Annotated in this window: 11 protein-coding genes; 10 read left to right on the forward strand and 1 reads right to left on the reverse strand. The window is 37.1% G+C overall.

Annotation, left to right across the window (positions count from 1 at the left end; genetic code table 11):
• Positions 1 to 400: 400 nt before the first annotated feature.
• A complete protein-coding gene (locus HMPREF9456_RS13610) occupies positions 401 to 1,348 on the forward strand; it encodes a M28 family peptidase (protein WP_006844121.1) in 948 nt (315 codons plus the stop codon).
• A gap of 47 nt (positions 1,349 to 1,395) precedes the next feature.
• Here the strand turns inward: HMPREF9456_RS13610 and HMPREF9456_RS13615 are convergent, their stop codons facing one another.
• Positions 1,396 to 2,130 (reverse strand): alpha/beta hydrolase, encoded by a 735-nt coding sequence (locus HMPREF9456_RS13615; RefSeq protein WP_006844122.1) that lies wholly within the window; start codon positions 2,128 to 2,130, stop codon positions 1,396 to 1,398.
• Positions 2,131 to 2,919: 789 nt separating this feature from the next.
• Between HMPREF9456_RS13615 and HMPREF9456_RS13620 the strand changes: the two genes are divergently transcribed.
• The 9 genes from HMPREF9456_RS13620 (at position 2,920) to kdpA (ending at position 17,883) form a co-directional block, all read left to right on the forward strand.
• On the forward strand, positions 2,920 to 6,033 hold the full coding sequence (locus tag HMPREF9456_RS13620) for a SusC/RagA family TonB-linked outer membrane protein (protein ID WP_018074935.1): 3,114 nt from the start codon (positions 2,920 to 2,922) through the stop codon (positions 6,031 to 6,033).
• Between the two features lie 20 nt (positions 6,034 to 6,053).
• Positions 6,054 to 7,622 carry a SusD/RagB family nutrient-binding outer membrane lipoprotein gene (locus HMPREF9456_RS13625; protein WP_006844125.1) on the forward strand — a complete coding sequence of 523 codons (1,569 nt, stop codon included), beginning with the start codon at positions 6,054 to 6,056 and terminating at the stop codon, positions 7,620 to 7,622.
• A gap of 52 nt (positions 7,623 to 7,674) precedes the next feature.
• The gene (locus HMPREF9456_RS13630) at positions 7,675 to 8,184 is read left to right on the forward strand and encodes a lipid-binding protein (RefSeq protein WP_006844126.1); all 510 of its coding nucleotides are present in this window, start codon (positions 7,675 to 7,677) and stop codon (positions 8,182 to 8,184) included.
• A 297-nt stretch (positions 8,185 to 8,481) separates the two neighbouring features.
• Positions 8,482 to 9,567, forward strand: a complete 1,086-nt coding sequence (gene prfA / locus HMPREF9456_RS13635) for a peptide chain release factor 1 (RefSeq protein ID WP_006844127.1) — start codon at positions 8,482 to 8,484, stop codon at positions 9,565 to 9,567.
• A 56-nt stretch (positions 9,568 to 9,623) separates the two neighbouring features.
• Positions 9,624 to 10,448: an orotidine-5'-phosphate decarboxylase gene (gene pyrF, locus HMPREF9456_RS13640; RefSeq protein ID WP_006844128.1), complete on the forward strand. Its 825-nt coding sequence runs from the start codon at positions 9,624 to 9,626 to the stop codon at positions 10,446 to 10,448.
• A gap of 501 nt (positions 10,449 to 10,949) precedes the next feature.
• Positions 10,950 to 14,093 carry a SusC/RagA family TonB-linked outer membrane protein gene (locus HMPREF9456_RS13645; RefSeq protein WP_035329743.1) on the forward strand — a complete coding sequence of 1,048 codons (3,144 nt, stop codon included), beginning with the start codon at positions 10,950 to 10,952 and terminating at the stop codon, positions 14,091 to 14,093.
• A gap of 76 nt (positions 14,094 to 14,169) precedes the next feature.
• Positions 14,170 to 15,810, forward strand: a complete 1,641-nt coding sequence (locus HMPREF9456_RS13650) for a RagB/SusD family nutrient uptake outer membrane protein (RefSeq protein WP_006844130.1) — start codon at positions 14,170 to 14,172, stop codon at positions 15,808 to 15,810.
• Positions 15,811 to 16,090: 280 nt separating this feature from the next.
• On the forward strand, positions 16,091 to 16,180 hold the full coding sequence (gene kdpF, locus HMPREF9456_RS13655) for a K(+)-transporting ATPase subunit F (protein ID WP_006844131.1): 90 nt from the start codon (positions 16,091 to 16,093) through the stop codon (positions 16,178 to 16,180).
• A gap of 11 nt (positions 16,181 to 16,191) precedes the next feature.
• Positions 16,192 to 17,883: a potassium-transporting ATPase subunit KdpA gene (gene kdpA, locus HMPREF9456_RS13660; RefSeq protein ID WP_026177081.1), complete on the forward strand. Its 1,692-nt coding sequence runs from the start codon at positions 16,192 to 16,194 to the stop codon at positions 17,881 to 17,883.
• The last annotated feature ends 8 nt before the right edge of the window (positions 17,884 to 17,891 follow it).

The following is a 17,891-nucleotide window of genomic DNA, read 5'->3' on the forward strand; positions in this document are numbered from 1 at the left end:
AAACCTCAATTATGAATTATACTTTTATAAGTTTCTCACTTTGGAATACAAAAATACACTTTTCTTTTTATTATCAATCATTTTAACACAGAAGCCGCCTCAACTTTTAGTTATATCTACACAACTAGAGTTTTACAATCTCACGTATCCATTAAATCCAAAAAGGTTACAATTTCCCACAAAATCAGATAAAACATAAACAACAGTATATCAAACATGTAAATATCAAAAAGTAACAAAAGTAATAGCTATCCGTAATATTATAAATTGTCACTTTAATTTACTTATAAACAACAACAAACATCTTAATACTAGATAATTTAGCCTGTAAGAAATAAAACAAATAGGAAATCCTGAATATTAAACTATATTTGCCATAGTTAAACTACAGATCACAAAAATGAAACTTATATACACTTTTATCATATCCACGCTTTTATTTGTTCCACACAATCTGCATGCTCAGTCGGATACAGAACGTATACAAAAACATCTTACTGCTATTACCAAAACACAAGGATTTCGCAACTTTGAGGATACTGTAACACTCAACAAGGTGGCAGACTATATATTCACAGAATTTAGCCAATATGCAGATACAACATACTATCAAACGTACACTGTAGACAATGTTAATTATAAGAATGTTATTTGTCGGTTTGGCACAAAACAACAAAAAGCGTTGGTTGTAATCGGTGCTCACTACGATGTTTGCGGAAAACAAGAAGGTGCTGACGATAATGCATCAGGCGTAACTGCTATACTCGAATTGGCTCGGTTATTTAACCGATCAAACTTAACACGCCCCATAGAACTAGTTGCGTATACGCTCGAAGAACCACCCTTTTTTGGCACTCAATCTATGGGTAGTTACATCCATGCCAGTGAACTGAAAAAATCGAATACTCCCGTTTATGGGATGGTGGCTGTAGAAATGATCGGATTCTTCAATGATGCTGAAGACTCACAGAGTTATCCATTTGCGCCGATGAAACTATTCTATGGCAATAAGGGTGACTTTATACTCTTAACAAAGAAAATGGGACATGGGCAATTTGTAAAAGATTTCTCCAAACAATTTTACAATGCAAAAACAATTAAAACTAAAAATCTGACAAGCCCCGGAATGATAAAAGGAGTAGATTTTTCAGATCATCGCAATTATTGGGCACTCGGCTTTGATGCCATGATGATTACCAATAGTGCATTTTATCGCAATCACAATTATCATAAACCGGGAGACAAAATGGATCGTTTAGATTTTAAACGAATGGCAGGAGTTATTGACGCCATTTACTATGCGATTATCAACATCGACAAACCTACATCTGTGAAAAAGAAAAAATAATCATTGATACTATAACTAAAATAAACTTTAGCCCGATTTCCAAAAATCTAAATTTCTTTTATCAAAAGGATACCACTCAGAATAGTACTTATCGCATCAGCTTTTTTTACCACCATCAGGTGATCCCCGCCCTCTACAGGAAATGCATTTCGTATATGTTCATAAGAGAAAATCTGATCTTCGGTTCCATGTATATGATAGAGATGTTTACATTTATTTTCGGGCACCCAACCTACAATTTGCTCAATAGCCCACTTAATATAAACAGGATCAACAAAAGTCATTACCTCAGCCAATTCTGATGTTGGTACATTGTAAACAAAACGATTGAAAAGATCCGTTATAAGCTCTGTTGAAGCATATACACGCATCGGAATGCGGTCTGCCACATTTGTTCTTTTAGCTGCTCGAAATAGGATTGGAATCTCTTCGTCTCTTTTAAAAGACGAAATAAGTACTGTTTTTATTGGAGATAAGAAAGAACTCATCACCTGAACAATAACGCCTCCAAAAGAATATCCTATCAGTATATACGGTCTGGAGGTATCAATCTCTTTTGCCATAACAGAAGTATATTCCTGCAACGTCTGTCCGGGAATGGGAACGTGCCATTCAATATATTTCTTCTTATATCCTTCTGGTAATACTATTTTATCAAATACACTACAATTATAGCACATCCCTGAAATAAAATAGACATTAATATCCTTTTTCCAAAGCTTCTTTACACGCTTCAAAACTTCGAATATTCTGTGCGTACCTGTCTTTTTCTTTCTGTCCATAATTTATATTAGCGAATGGGTATATAAAGATAACATTTTATTAACTAAAGATATAATATACACCTCTAGCTTTTCCTTAAACTTTATCAACCTTTTTAAAATCTTATTTCTATATCCATCCTATCTATACCTAATACATGGTACAAAAATACCATTTAATAGGTATTTACTCATTTGATCAAGAGGTATACTTTTACATAAATTTATTTATTAAGTTTTAAAATATGTAATAATTTGTATTTTAGAGATATAATCAGGATACACACACCTCAAAAACATATCATTTCGAACAAATAAATCTAAATAAACAATCATTATGAAACAAAATATTTAAAAAAAAATCATTTTTTATCGTTTTTACAAAAAATTAATTTACATTTGCTCCTAGAAATAAGTTTACTCTTAAAACTTACCTCTAAATAAAAGTAGTGTTCTATAATGAAAATAAAGATAAAGGAAATCAAAGCTAACATAGCTTCAGATTACAGATATACAACTGTAATGCTTTCAATTAGCTTTATCATGCCAAAAATATTTATATACAAAAACTATATAAATATCACACAAGAAGACAATCTAAATCAAAGGAATCACAAAAGGGTTCTTCACCCTTCAATTAGCATGACTCCGCTTCAACATTGTATTCTTTAAGTTTATAAGCGACTCCAATAGCTCGCAGAACTAGTACCAATAAGTATACGAACGGAAAAAACAGTGAAAAAGGAAACTCCGGTCGGTACTACTCAATAGGTGTATTGTGTTAATATTAACAAATTTATGTGTACAAGTATGAAGAAAAAGTTGTTATTGATTTTATCCTGCTTACTGTTAAGCATAGGGTATATTGCCGCACAAACAACAAAGATTACAGGAACCGTTATAGATACGAATGGTGAGCCTGTAATAAGTGCTTCTGTTGTTGTGAAAGGAACTACAGTCGGAACAGTAACCGATCTGGATGGAACATTTTCAATAAATGTTCCGGATGGTAAAAACACGCTGGTATTCAATCTGGTTGGGATGAAAAGTCTTGAAACTAAAGCTACTCAAAATATGCGGGTAGTGATGGAAAATGACGACAAACTTTTGGATGAAGTCGTTGTAACAGCAATGGGGATTCAGCGCGATCAGAAAATATTGGGGTATGCTGCGACTCAAGTGAAATCGGATGAAATATCAGCTGCAAAATCCGGCTCTGTCATGGGCGGATTGAATGGTAAAATAGCCGGAGTAAACATTTCCGCTTCAGGACCGGCAGGTACATCTCAAAAAGTATTAATTCGTGGTATTTCTTCATTTAACAGCAACAATCCTTTATACATTGTAGACGGTGTGCCGATCACAAATGAACGTTCAGGAACAGATTATGTAGACTTTGGTAATAGCGCCAATGACATAAACGCTGAAGACGTAGAATCCGTAACAGTTTTGAAAGGAGCCTCTGCTACTGCCCTATATGGATCTCGTGCAGGGAATGGAGTTATCATGATCACAACAAAGAGAGCCAAAAGCGAAAAACTAACAGTAACATACGATGGTGCATTTACGGCTTCAAATGTTCTTCGTGTAATGCAAACTCAGGATCTTTATGGACAAGGTTGGGGTGCTTGGGATAGAGCCGAAAACGGTTCATGGGGACCACGCCTTGATGGTAGTATTCATGAGTGGGGTTCAGATCAGTTAGCAGAACCAATGACCAAACCTTTTTCGTATGTAAAAAACAATATCCGCAATTTTTACAAGACAGGTCACGAATTGAATAATGTTGTATCTCTTCGCTATGGCACAGAGAACCTTGGTCTTTATGTTTCTTATGGAAATGTAACCAGCAATGGAACTTTACCAAATAATGCCGACACATATTCTCGCAACACATTCTCTTTGCGTGGTAATGCGAAATGGGACAAACTAGCTATAGATGTATCTGTTAACTATGCGCGTAAAGATATCCGTCGTACTGAACAAATGGAGATCGAACTTTTACAAAACCCTGTCGACATTGATATCGCTTCAATGAAAAACTACAATGACGAACGTTATAATCTTGATAATTATTACACTTTTTATGCAACAAATCCTTATTGGATGGTTGATAATAATTATTTCCTATATCAAGACAACCATACATACGGTAAAGTTGAAGCCTCTTATCAGTTGTTGGGTGGCCTAAAAGCTACAGCACGTTTGGGTGGCGATTTTCTTAATTATAGCAGAGAAAATATAAATGCTAAAAATTCATTTATACCCGGATCGTATAGCGATTTAGGAGGTGCTACTGCTCAAAACGGTTATTATTCGAATAATAGATATAATAGAGATCAGCTTGATGCAACAGCATTCTTGTCTGCAGATTATAAAGTATCAGACTTTACTCTTAGCGGCACAGCCGGCTGGAACTTAAATCAACGGACATATGCATACACAGGAGGATATGTAAACGGATTAGGTGTTTCTGATTGGTATAGTCTGGAAAACTCAGGCTCTGCTGCTGTCTCTCAGCAATATTCTGAAAAAAGAAGACTTATCGGTTTATTTGCTCAGGCTGAACTAGGATACAAAAGTTTTGCATATCTAAACCTTTCAGCCCGTGCTGATAATTCATCAACTCTACCTAAAAATGAAAACACCTATTTTTATGGAGGGGGTAATGTTTCATTTATTCTTACGGAATTATTTTCGTCATTAAAAGATAGCAAAATTGACTTTTTGAAATTAAGAGCAGCTTTGGGACAAACAGGTAATGACGCTGGAGTATATCGTACCTCATCATGGTTCGAACCATACAATAGCTATTACACGTACCTTCCTATTCATGGAGTATTGGGCTTAACTGAATATAATAGATTACCGAGTCAATCATTAAAGCCGGAGATTACAACTGAATACGAATTTGGCGTTCAAGGAAATTTCTTCGACAATCGTGTTCGTCTGGACTTTGCTTATTATAACAAACGCTCAAAGGATCAGATAATAAATGCAACGCTAGCTCCTGAAACCGGGTATACATCCGAAACTCGTAATGTTGGAGAATTGGAGAATAAAGGTATAGAACTAGCCGCAGGATTCACACCTATAAGATCAAAAGACTGGCAATGGGATGTAAATGCAACATTTACCAAAAACACAGGAAAAGTGATTGAACTTTGGGATGGATTGCAAGAATACAATATCTACAGCTGGCGTGGTATTGAATATAGAATGAAAGTAGGAGAAAAAATTGGAACATTCCAAGTTCCATCAGTAGACCGTGTAACTGACAAAACTAGCCCTTACTATGGTTATATGATTGTAAACACAAATGGATTCCCTACTCAATCTACTACAGAAAAAGAAGTAATAGGATCATCACAGCCTGATTTTATTTTAGGATTGAACACTTCTATTAAATTTAAGGATTTTAGACTTACAGTTGTTGGTGACTGGCATAAAGGGGGATGGATGGCCTCGAATACATCATACATCACTCACTTTAACGGAAACTCAACACAGACTGTGTATAATGAGCGTAACTCATTTATTTATCCAAACTCTGTGAAAATAGTAGGCGGACAATATGTGGAAAATAATATCCCTGTTATGGCTAATCAGATGAATTATACACTAGGTAACTATTCGTACAATCCTCTAGTACGTAATGAGATGGTAATACCAAAAGATTTCTTTAAAATCAGAGAGGTAACGCTTTCTTACGATCTTCCAAAGAAAGCATTAAAGTCTACGCCATTGAGTAAAGTTACATTAAGCTTTATTGGACGTAACCTCTTCTTATTTACACCAAAGAAGAATAATTATGTAGATCCTGAAGTAGCCAATATGGGCAACGACTTGACTTCTGAATTTGGTGAAATATCTAGTGGTACTTCTTATCGCAGTTTTGGTGGAGCTATCAAAGTAGAGTTTTAATAATCTAATAAAGAAGAAAAATGAAAAAGAAGAATTTAATATATATAGCTTTATTGCTACTGTTAACAAGCGGAACATTTACGTCTTGCGATAACTATTTGGATGTGAACACCAATGCCAACTATCCACCAAATGCCAGCTTGGAGAGCCTTCTCCCATCGGCAGAAGCAAGTACTATTGCTCAATTGGGATTAAATGGGCAATTGATAGGGAGTTTATGGTGCCAATATGTAACTCAGGGAAACTCTACCAACCAGTACAATACTACTGTGAATTACAGTCTAAATCAAGAATCATATAATGCTTTCTGGACCAATGCTTATGCCAATACATTACAGGATCTCAAAATTATGATCTCTTTGGCAGAAGAAAAACAAGCTTGGAACTATTGGATTATCGGTAAAGTTTTAACTGCATACAACTATCACGTGCTGACAGATTTATACGGAGATATACCTTTTACTGAAGCATTGGATATAAAAAAATATCCGGCGCCAAAGTATGATGACAGCAAAACCGTTGTATATCCGGGTATTATAGCGATGTTAGATGAGGCTATAGCAAAAGCGCCCAGTGCATCAGGAGGGATGAATCCTCTAATAGAAAAACAAGATTACTTTTTTGGAGGTAATATTGACTCTTGGGTCGCTTTAGCAAAAAGCTTAAAATTAAAAATATATTTACGTGACTATGAATCGAATAAGACTCAAATAGCAGCCTTAATAAGCCAAGGAGGATTATTTACCGGCAATTTTGCTTTCACTGTATTTGATGATGCAACCAATAAAGGAAATCCTTTATTTGAGTATAATATTCGCCAATTAAATACTAAGGAGAATATACGGGCATGTCATACTTTCCTTGAATTCTTACTTGCAGCCAATGATCCACGTATAGAACAAATCTACGAAATAACTACTGCTGCTAAAGAAGCTATTAAAGAAGGACAAGTTCTTACTACTTATAGACAATTGTATGAAGGTTTACCTTGCGGAACTAAGCCTTCAACGACTGTTGGAGCTTCAGAAGCTGTACCGCTTGTTAATTCATCAAGATATAAACAAGCATATTCGGATACTACATATTTAATGAATTCAGCTGAAGCTTATTTTATGATAGCAGAGGCTCAAGCAAGAGCAGGAAAAACAGCTGAAGCAAAAACAGCATACGATGAAGGTGTGAAGCAAGCTTTTGGACGCTGGGGATTTGATGCTACCGACTTTATTAAAGCCGGAGGTCCATATGAATTCAAAAGTTCCTCTTTAAGCACAATGCTAAAATCTATCTTAACCCAAAAATGGGTAGCTGCAGCAAAAGCCAACGCTTGGGATGCTTGGATGGATCGTAACCGTACAGGAATTCCGGCAATTAGTGACGCTGAAAAGGTACGTTTAAGCAATACAGCTCCCGGACTTGAGGAAGGTTACGAACTAGGATCTTTAGTTCGTCCGGGAACAACAGTACTACAAGCGAGAGAAATACCTCGTCGGCTTCCGGTTCCTAACGTATCGGCTCTCTACAATGTGAATGCACCTGCCACAAAACCAACTCAAGAACCATTATGGTGGCAAGTAGCTCAAGGAAATTAATTATAGTAGAGCTAAGTTTAATTAAATACTCAGTTTTTTAAAAGAAAATAATATGAAACAAATAAGATATATTTCAGTCCTGTTATTATTACTCCTAGGATTTGCATCTTGCGAAACATACGGAGACTATGAAATAGAATATTCTTCTATCCATCCGCTGGGAGGCAAGTATAGAGTGATTGTGAAAGATGAAGCCGGAAAGCAGGTATATAAAAACTACTGTGAAATTTCTAATACTTCTGATGAATCAAAAACTCAATGTTGGATACGTATTGGTAGTTATTCACTAAGTGGAGCAAATGCTTACTCTATTAATGGTAAAATCAATTGTGACTTATCAGCTCTCAGTTTTTCAGGAAGTAATATCGAAAATCTGGCAGGAAATGTTGCTTCTTCAACAAATACATTTACATTGACAGATGGAAAGATTATTTTGAAAGGAGCCACTGCTCCCTCAGGTACTGTTTCCGATTCGATATATTTCACTTTTACGAATTCTCGTTTCCCTGGAAAAACATATACAGCTCAAGGTTATCGTTATACTGGATGGTCTGAAGATTGATCATATAAGTTGAAAGTATCAATAAAAAGGAGACCGAGCGCGCTCCTTATAATTACGCGCTCATCATACAAACACGCTTTTAATGCAGTGATGCGTCAAACTTTAAAGAGACCGAATTCGGTCTCTTTGTTTTTTTATATACTTATAACTATACAAACCTTAAAAAATTGAATAACGAAGCCTCCATTCAGAGATACTCTATTGCTATTTCTTAATCAAATTTTCCATCTCTTAGTAATAATCTAGACACCTTTTTCAGTACCTTTGCCCCAAATTAAATATAAGATAGATTAAGATATGGCCCACTCGTCATTATTAGAAAGACTTGATGCACTCAATATCCGCTTTGAAGAGATAGGGAAACTTATTACAGACCCTGCCGTAATTGCTGATATGAAGAGATACGTCAAACTGAATAAAGAATATCGCGATTTAGAAAAAATAGATATAGCACGTAGAGAATACAAACAACTACTAGCCACCATAGAAGAAGCAAAAGGTATCCTTGAGAACGAAGATGACTCTGAATTAAGAGAAATAGCAAAAGAGGAAATGGATGCCGCCAATGAACGTATGCCTAAGTTGGAAGAAGAAATAAAGTTCCTTCTAGTTCCGGCCGATCCTCAAGATAGCAAAAATGCAATAATGGAGATTCGTGGAGGAACAGGAGGTGACGAAGCCGCTATTTTTGCAGGAGACCTTTATCGCATGTATCAGAAATATTGTGAAATAAAAGGTTGGAAAACAGAGATTACAAGCGTCACTGAAGGCACTTCCGGGGGATTCAAAGAAATTATATTTACTGTAACTGGAGAAGGAGTATATGGCATTCTAAAATACGAATCGGGAGTGCATCGCGTTCAACGTGTTCCCGCTACCGAAACTCAAGGGCGTGTACATACCTCTGCTGCGACTGTTGCTGTATTGCCCGAAGCCGAGGAGGTTGACGTGGATATAAACCCGGCTGATATTGAAATGCAGACAGCTCGCTCGAGTGGAGCAGGAGGACAGAATGTAAATAAGGTGGAAACCAAAGTACAACTAACGCATAAACCATCAGGTCTAGTTGTTGTATGCCAGCAATCAAGATCTCAATTAGCCAATAGAGAGCTTGCGATGCAAATGTTGAGAACAAAACTTTATGACATAGAGCTATCCAAATATATGGATGCAATAGCTTCGAAACGTAAGACAATGGTATCGACAGGCGACCGCTCGGCTAAGATTAGAACATACAATTATCCGCAAGGAAGAATGACTGATCACAGAATCAATCTAACCATGTATAACTTGTCGGCAGTAATGGATGGAGAAATCCAGCCAATTATAGATCAATTGATAATTGCGGAAAATACCGAAAGGCTTAAAGAAAGCGAAATGTAAAAAATAAAAAAGATTAGAAATAAGACAAAAGCGACTCTAATTTTGAAGATACAAATATGACAAAGCAAGAATTATTTGAGAATATTAAAAGAAAAAAATCTTTCCTCTGTGTTGGGTTAGATACAGATATAAACAAAATACCTTCTTTTTTATTAGATGAAGAAGATCCTATCTATGCATTCAATACTGCAATAATAGATGCTACTGCAAAATATTGTGTTGCCTACAAACCTAATACTGCATTTTACGAAAGCCAGGGAGTAAAGGGCATAGTGGCTTTACACAAAACGATAGAATATATTCGTCTGAGATACCCCGATCAATTTATTATACTAGATGCTAAGCGAGGAGACATCGGTAATACATCGGAGATGTACGCCATGTCTGCATTCGAAGACCTGAAAGCAAGTGCAATCACTGTCGCACCTTATATGGGAGAAGATAGTGTGAAGCCTTTTATTAAATATGCCAACAAATGGGTTATTCTTTTAGCCCTTACTTCTAATAAGGGTTCTTATGATTTCCAATTGACAGAAGATAAGAACGGCGAGCGTCTTTTCGAAAAAGTACTCAAAAAATCTCAGAAATGGGCTACAGACGAACAATTGATGTATGTAGTGGGAGCTACACAGGGCGAAATGTTTGCTGATATTCGCAAATATGCGCCGACTCATTTCTTACTTGTTCCGGGTGTAGGTGCACAAGGAGGAAGCCTTGCCGATGTTGTAAAGTATGGGATGAATTCGCAATGTGGATTACTCGTGAATTCTTCCCGCGCGATAATTTATGCAGACAGTTCTGTTGACTTTGCTTTTGCAGCGACAGCCGAAGCAAAAAAAATACAAGAGGAGATGGCTACATACTTAGCTAAATTAGGTTAACTATCTTTTATACTTTGATATAAAAAACTTTGAGTCTTTATTTTAAAGAAACAAAGATTGTAATATTAGATATACCAAAATAAGAAAACTCCGAGGTTGTTTATAAGAACGGCTTCGGAGTTTTTCTATTAATACATTTAAGACGTAATTGAAGAGAGGAAATAAGTTAATTATAAAATTAACAATCCGCAAGTAAAAATATTATGTTTTTTTATAAAAAAGATACAACTTTTTTATTCCTTTGTAGCAAATTTCAATAAATAAGATTCAGAAAAATTGAAGACCAGCTCATATAATATTCATTTTAATATTTCCAGCACGTTAACCTAAACAGGCAGATAGATCAAATCGCCTTTAAAGGGGTAGATAATAACGAAATTTACCTTTATATTCTGTAAGAAATAATTAATAAATACTTAATATAATATTGTCTGTCTCTTTTGGCTTAACATCTATTTTTGCCTCTGCAATTTGAGATAATTTAAATATAAAGCAAAATTTATGTTAAAGAAGTATTTATTTAAAATTTTCATGTTTCTTACTTTTATGTCCATTTCCTCGCAGAGCGTATGGGCACAAAGTACGCAAGTAAAAGGAACTGTATCCTCAGAAGGATCGCCCTTAGTGGGTGTTAGTGTGTCTGTAAAAGGGACAACCATAGGTACAATTACAGACTTGGATGGGAAGTATACATTAGACGTTCCTAACAAACAGTCTATTATACGCTATTCATTCATTGGATATGAAACAGTGGAGCGTGTTGCCGATGCAGGAATTATTGACGTAACCCTTACTGAAAATGCCCAATCGCTAGATCAGGTTGTAGTACTAGGTTATGGAAGCAATGCCCGCAAACAGGATTTGTCTGCTGCGGTAGGTGTTATAAGCAATGCAGATGAATTAACCGTTCGTCCCGTAAGCTCTACCGAGAATATGCTTCAAGGACAGTTGGCCGGCGTAACCATTAGCTCGAATGGTGGAGACCCAACCTCTACTCCCAATATCGTAATTCGTGGACAAGGTTCTCAAAATGGGGACAACGTACTTTGGGTGGTCGATGGCGTTCCGGGAATGCCTATTGCTTCGATGAATGACATTGAATCTATTGTAGTGCTTAAGGATGCCGCATCAGCTGCTATTTACGGAGCTCAATCGGGAGCAGGTGGAGTAGTTTTGGTTACTACAAAAAAAGCAAAGAAGGGTGAACCATCACTTTCGTATGAGGGAATATTCGGTACACGTCAGGCTACTAATCTCCTTCAATCTTTAACTGCAGAACAGCAAATCGAAATGCGTAAGACCTCTTACAGTAATGCAGGCCTTACATTACCTATTGGTTGGGATACTAGCCGGAACCCATATGTAGGAACCACACGAACTGATTGGATGGATGAAATTTTTAGAACAGCCCCATATCAACGCCATAATGTAGCATTGAATGTAGGAACGGAAAGCTTTAAAAACCGTATATCATTTTCTTATGATAACGATCAGGGAACATTGATTAATACTTTCAACAAATCAATAAACCTCCGCTACAATGCAAGTATGAAGCTAAATAAGTGGGTAACGATTTCTGAAGATTTTGTTTGGAAGAATACACAAAGTCGAGGAATTAATACGGGAAGTGCTTATTCGGGAGCTATCCTTTCTGCACTTTATATGCCTCGTAGTGCTACAGTTTACAATCCTCTAGACGGATCTTACGGAGGAGTTACGACTGAAGACCCTGCTTATATTGCAAAATATGGTTCCAACTTTGCTGATATTCACGGAGATGCTATTAACCCGGTTCGCTTACTTCTTGCTGATAACAATTACAACAAAACAAGCAATACATGGACAAATACAACTCTTGAAATTGCGAACATAATAGATGGACTAAAGTTTACCAGTCGTTTTTCATATAATTTAGCAAGCAATTATTATAAGAATTTTACACCTATCCGTGATGAAGTAGGTAAACCCGATATGTCAAACACTTTGAACGAATCTACTTATCGCTCAGATCAGTGGAAAACAGAAAACACGCTGACTTATGACGGAATATTTGGCAAACATTCGATAAGTGGACTCTTGTCTACTACTGCTGATCACTACGACCAACGTGGATTTAGTGTATCAGGAACCGGATTTGCCGATGAATCAGACTTTTTACAATATCTGGCTTTTGCAGGATCTACAACAGCGAAAGATTATCTAAATGGCCCCGATGCGAATGTCTCGCTGATATCACGGTTAGCTTATTCTTACGACGACAGATACTTTGTAACTGGATCTTGGCGCCGCGACTATGCCGGACGTTTGCCAAAAGAAAACAATTATGGTGATTTTCCTGCAACGACGCTGGCTTGGAAAATTTCGAGCGAAAAATTCTTTAAGAAAACCGATCTCCTGAGTCTACTTAAAGTACGTGCATCATGGGGACGTGTAGGCAATATATCATCAGTAAATATGAATTACAAATCATTAATCCTCACAAAAGAGGAAAACTCAGATAATAATTCAGGACAATACGGAGTAACTACAGGAGGTAAATGGGGGACAAGCGTATACAAAAATTTGGCTATTAATCCTGATCTTACATGGGAAACCTCTGAACAAACCGACTTTGGTTTAGATGTCAGTATGTTTAGGGATCGCCTGGCTCTATCACTCGATTATTTTGATAAAAGAACTTTCAACCTGATTCAAACTCAATCAATGGATTGGCCGACAACAATGGGGTTACAAGCGATGAAAATCAATGAGGGAGAAGTGCGTAATAGAGGATTTGAAGTACAGGCCAACTGGTCTGACCGTATCAACAAAGATATGTCTTACTTCGTGTCGGGTAATTTTTCTACTTTGAGAAACTGGGTATCTGACATAGGTGTAAAAAATGCAGACGGAACACCGGGCGTATGGACAGATAATACAACATTCCGAAATCTTCCTTATTTATATCAAACTGCGCAAGGACAACCGTTGAACTCTTACTTTTTGATCAAGACAGACGGAATTTTCCAAAGCGATGCAGAAGCCGCAGCGTATGTAGATAAGGACGGAAAACGTATTCAGCCAAATGCTGTAGCCGGAGACCTGAAGTTTGTAGACTATAATAATGATGGTACCATCAACACAGCCGACCGCCAATATTGTGGAAGTGCAATACCTAAAACAACATTTGCTTTAACTCTAGGCTTCACTTACAAGAAAGTATCATTGAGTGCTATGTTTCAGGGTGTAGGTGGTGCACAATCGTTATACGTAGGCAAATACATGACTTTGAGTGATGTTGAAGGCAACTTTAACCGCTCAAACGAAATATTGAATGCATGGAGTCCGACAAATACATCATCAAATATACCACGTCTATCAAAATCGGACCCTAACAATAATTTCGCAACTGCATCAGATTGGTATTTGGAAGATGCTTCGTATGTGCGCTTCAAGAACTTGACTATTTCTTATGACTTGAGCAACATACTTCGCAAATCATCTCACCTTGCCCAACGCAACAGCAATATGTCTGTTTATGTGAGTGGAGAGAATTTATATACATTCACCAACTACTCAGGAATGGACCCTGAAACAGGAGGATGGGATGCAATTAAATACCCGGTATCCAGAGTTCTATCTTTAGGAGTAAAACTTACATATTAAAAAGTAATATTCAATACTAATTAAATAAACCGGCAGATCATTCTAATTACAGGATCTGCATTAATAATCAACGTATATGGATAGTAAAAAAATTATAATTGCATTAGTCTTATTTGTTCTGGCTTTTAGTTCCTGCTCCGATTTTTTGGATGTTCAGTCGGAAGGGAATCCTACTACCACTTCTTACTTTAAGAACGACCAGCAGGCTATAGATGCAATAACAGCTTTATATAAACCTCTTCACAGAGAAACATCATATGGTCGTGACCTATTTTGGGAACAAGGCGCTGCATGCGACATCGTTTGGGGACGTACACGTGGTTTTCCTACATTGGCTACTTTTGCTTATACGGGAGACGAAAGTCCTTTGAACAATAATTTCACTCTATTTTATGAAAATATTGCTTATTCCAACTGGGTAATTCAGGAGCTATTGAAAAAGCAAAAGAGTACAACCCTTAGCAGCATTGAAACACGAAGTCTGGGTGAAGCATACTTTATGCGTGGAATGTCTCACTTCGTTATGGCATACAGATATGGAACCAACGAACAGGGAGCACCGTTTGTTCGCTACGAAGATTTTCCAAGCGATTATGATAACTCTATTCCTCCGCAACAAGCATCTGTTGTAGATAACTACAAGTATATTATTGAGGATATGGACAAAGCAATAACCTATCTTCCAAAGTTTGAAGCATACGCCGACGAAGATAAAGGTCGTGCACATCAGGCTGCTGCCGTTGCTTACAAAGCTAAGGTTTATGCCTATTGGGCAACATGGGACGAAACCCAATGGAAGAATGTAATAGATATGGTAAATTCGTTGGAAACAAACTACGGACGTGCATTAGCACCTACATTCGCCGAAGTATTTTCTTCCGATTTCTCTAAATTCTGGAATAGTGAATATATCTGGTCTATCCCTTCGGATGGTGGAGCAAACGGTGGTGGCAGTGAGTTTCCCGGAGTTGTTCTCGAAAACAAAGGATGGGGTATCTTTAATGGTTGGGGACAAAACAAACCATCATACGATATTTACGAAGAAATGTTGAAAGATGGAGTAGGCAACGATCGTCTAAAACGTTCTATTCTTGAATACAACCAAGAGTTCCAGTTTTGGGGTACAACTCGTAAATTCTACTCAACATCAGATATAGAAGCCGGATTTATGATCAATAAATACATGGACCCGTTCAAATATGCAAATGCATCGGAAGCCGGTTATGTGAATACAAGTGGAGACTGGCCTACTGCCCGTATCAATTTTCCACTTATCCGCTTTGCCGAAATGCTTCTATTCCGTGCTGAGGCTTATCTGATGACCAATCAGGCGGATAAAGCCAAAAAAGATATTGATGCGGTACGTCAAAGATCAAATCTAGCACTTCTTGATCATACACCTACAATGGCTGATTTGTATCATGAGCGTCGTTGTGAGTTGGCCTTTGAATTCACAGACCACCTATTCGATTTGAAACGCTGGAATCGTTCTTCTAATGCTACTATCAAAGCTTTAGCTAACAAAGAGTTGAATTCTCATCCTCGTGTACGTAAATATGCTGATCGTGCTAACCCTGAGTCGACATTTGAAATCGCAGATTATCAAGATTATAAGATAAAGAATCCCTATCAAGACTATATGATGGTATTTCCTTATCCGGCAGTTCAAGTTACCAAATCGAATGGAAAGCTGAAACAGAATAAAGGATATCAATGATCTTTTTGAACAAGAGCAATATTATCGATAAGCAGGCTCTTCAATAATTTAACAAGCAAGGCAATACGAGAAAATAATATTTTCGACTATTGTCTTGTTTTATTTTAAATCCGAAACTTAATTCGGAGACACCCCTACTCTACCCTACCCAACTACCTTATAAGAACTTCACAAGGCTCCGCAAAATCTTTATAAAATCTTTATACCGCATCTATTTTCTTTACAAAATCCTTACAACTTTCACCATAGCTTTGTATCGTAATTAAAAAGAATATAAAATATGGAAATAACTTATATCATCGGAGCAATTATAGCTATCCTCATTCTAGGATATCTTATTTATGTATTAATAAAACCCGAAAAATTTTAATGATAATTGATATGGAAATCAATGATTACATACAAATCTTCCTTTTTCTATTTTTACTTATAGCGTTGACACCTATATTGGGTTCATTTATGGCCAAAGTATTAAATGGAGAGAAGAATATATTAACTCCGATATTTAGCAAACCGGAGAAGTTAATATACAAAATATGCGGAGTAGATACAAACCTATCGATGAATTGGAAGAAATACACCATGGCATTGTTACTATTTAACTTGATAGGATTTATCTTCTTGTTCTTAGTATTAGTAACACAAAAATGGCTACCATTAAATCCTCAGCAGATAGGGAATATGAATTGGCACACAGCATTTAACACTTCGGTGAGCTTTATAACCAATACCAACTGGCAGTCATATTCAGGAGAAACAGGACTGAGCTATTTCAGCCAAATGATAGGACTTACAGTGCAAAACTTCTTAAGCGCAGCAACAGGGATTGCTGTTTTGACAGCTCTAATACGTGGAATAAAAGGGAAGACAACTGATGTACTTGGCAATTTCTGGGTAGACATCACCCGTTCTACACTCTATATCTTACTTCCTTTATCCATAGTACTTGCTGTCTTATTGGCTGGACAAGGAGTAATCCAGAATTTTGATAGTTACGCCCATGTCACAACCCTGCAAGGAAATACACAAGTTATACCACAAGGTCCCGCAGCATCTCAGATTGCGATCAAACAGTTGGGGACTAATGGTGGTGGTTTCTTTGGGACTAATAGTGCCCATCCGTTTGAAAACCCGACGCCTTTTTCCAACTTTCTGCAACTTTTATCCATTTTACTCATCCCTGCGGCTTTAACATACACTTATGGAAAAATGGTAAAATCACAAAAACAAGGTTGGGCGATATTTACAACTATGTTTATTTTATTTGGAGCGGGTCTTTTTGTCTCTTTGTATTCTGAATTCCACCAATCGGAGGCATGGCACAATATGGCTTATATGGAAGGGAAAGAAACCCGCTTTGGAATAACAAACAGTGTGCTGTGGTCAACGGTCACAACTGCTGCATCTAATGGATCGGTCAACGCCATGCATGACAGCCTCACTCCTCTTTCGGGAATGGTAGCCATGATAAATATGATGTTGGGCGAAGTCATTTATGGCGGAGCAGGTGCAGGCTTATATGGTATTGTGATATTTATTATACTCACTGTATTTATCGCAGGCCTTATGGTTGGCCGTACTCCTGAGTATTTGGGTAAAAAGATAGAAGCCTTTGAAGTGAAAATGGCTCTTATAGCTATACTTAGCCCTTCTATTGTTATTCTATTATTTTCAGCGATTGCATGCACTATTCCACAAGGGTTGTCGAGCCTGAACAATGAAGGCTCACACGGATTATCAGAAATACTGTATGCCTTTACTTCTGCCGCAGGCAATAATGGCAGTGCCTTTGCCGGGCTCAATGCATCTACCGTTTTCTATAATCTTCTGATAGCTTTGGGGATGCTTATCGGGCGGTTCGGTATTATTATTCCTGTGCTTGCGATATCAGGAAGCCTTGCTCAAAAGAAAATCATACCGGTGTCTCTAGGTACGTTCCGAACTGATAATCTCTTGTTTGTAGGATTACTCATATCAATTATCATCATAGTTGGAGGTCTGACATTTTTCCCTGCTTTGTCGTTAGGACCAATTGTAGACCACATACTAATGCAAAACGGAGTTCTATTTTAAAACACCAA

The sequence above is a fragment of the Dysgonomonas mossii DSM 22836 genome, assembly GCF_000213575.1.
GTDB classification, from domain to species: Bacteria; Bacteroidota; Bacteroidia; order Bacteroidales; family Dysgonomonadaceae; genus Dysgonomonas; species Dysgonomonas mossii.

What these genes read in the sequence shown, in the direction of transcription:
- HMPREF9456_RS13610 (WP_006844121.1), top strand. Translation starts at nt 401, where the DNA reads ATGAAACTTATATACACTTTTATCATATCCACGCTTTTATTTGTTCCA.
- HMPREF9456_RS13615 (WP_006844122.1), bottom strand. Translation starts at nt 2,130, where the DNA reads ATGGACAGAAAGAAAAAGACAGGTACGCACAGAATATTCGAAGTTTTG.
- HMPREF9456_RS13620 (WP_018074935.1), top strand. Translation starts at nt 2,920, where the DNA reads ATGAAGAAAAAGTTGTTATTGATTTTATCCTGCTTACTGTTAAGCATA.
- HMPREF9456_RS13625 (WP_006844125.1), top strand. Translation starts at nt 6,054, where the DNA reads ATGAAAAAGAAGAATTTAATATATATAGCTTTATTGCTACTGTTAACA.
- HMPREF9456_RS13630 (WP_006844126.1), top strand. Translation starts at nt 7,675, where the DNA reads ATGAAACAAATAAGATATATTTCAGTCCTGTTATTATTACTCCTAGGA.
- prfA (WP_006844127.1), top strand. Translation starts at nt 8,482, where the DNA reads ATGGCCCACTCGTCATTATTAGAAAGACTTGATGCACTCAATATCCGC.
- pyrF (WP_006844128.1), top strand. Translation starts at nt 9,624, where the DNA reads ATGACAAAGCAAGAATTATTTGAGAATATTAAAAGAAAAAAATCTTTC.
- HMPREF9456_RS13645 (WP_035329743.1), top strand. Translation starts at nt 10,950, where the DNA reads ATGTTAAAGAAGTATTTATTTAAAATTTTCATGTTTCTTACTTTTATG.
- HMPREF9456_RS13650 (WP_006844130.1), top strand. Translation starts at nt 14,170, where the DNA reads ATGGATAGTAAAAAAATTATAATTGCATTAGTCTTATTTGTTCTGGCT.
- kdpF (WP_006844131.1), top strand. Translation starts at nt 16,091, where the DNA reads ATGGAAATAACTTATATCATCGGAGCAATTATAGCTATCCTCATTCTA.
- kdpA (WP_026177081.1), top strand. Translation starts at nt 16,192, where the DNA reads ATGGAAATCAATGATTACATACAAATCTTCCTTTTTCTATTTTTACTT.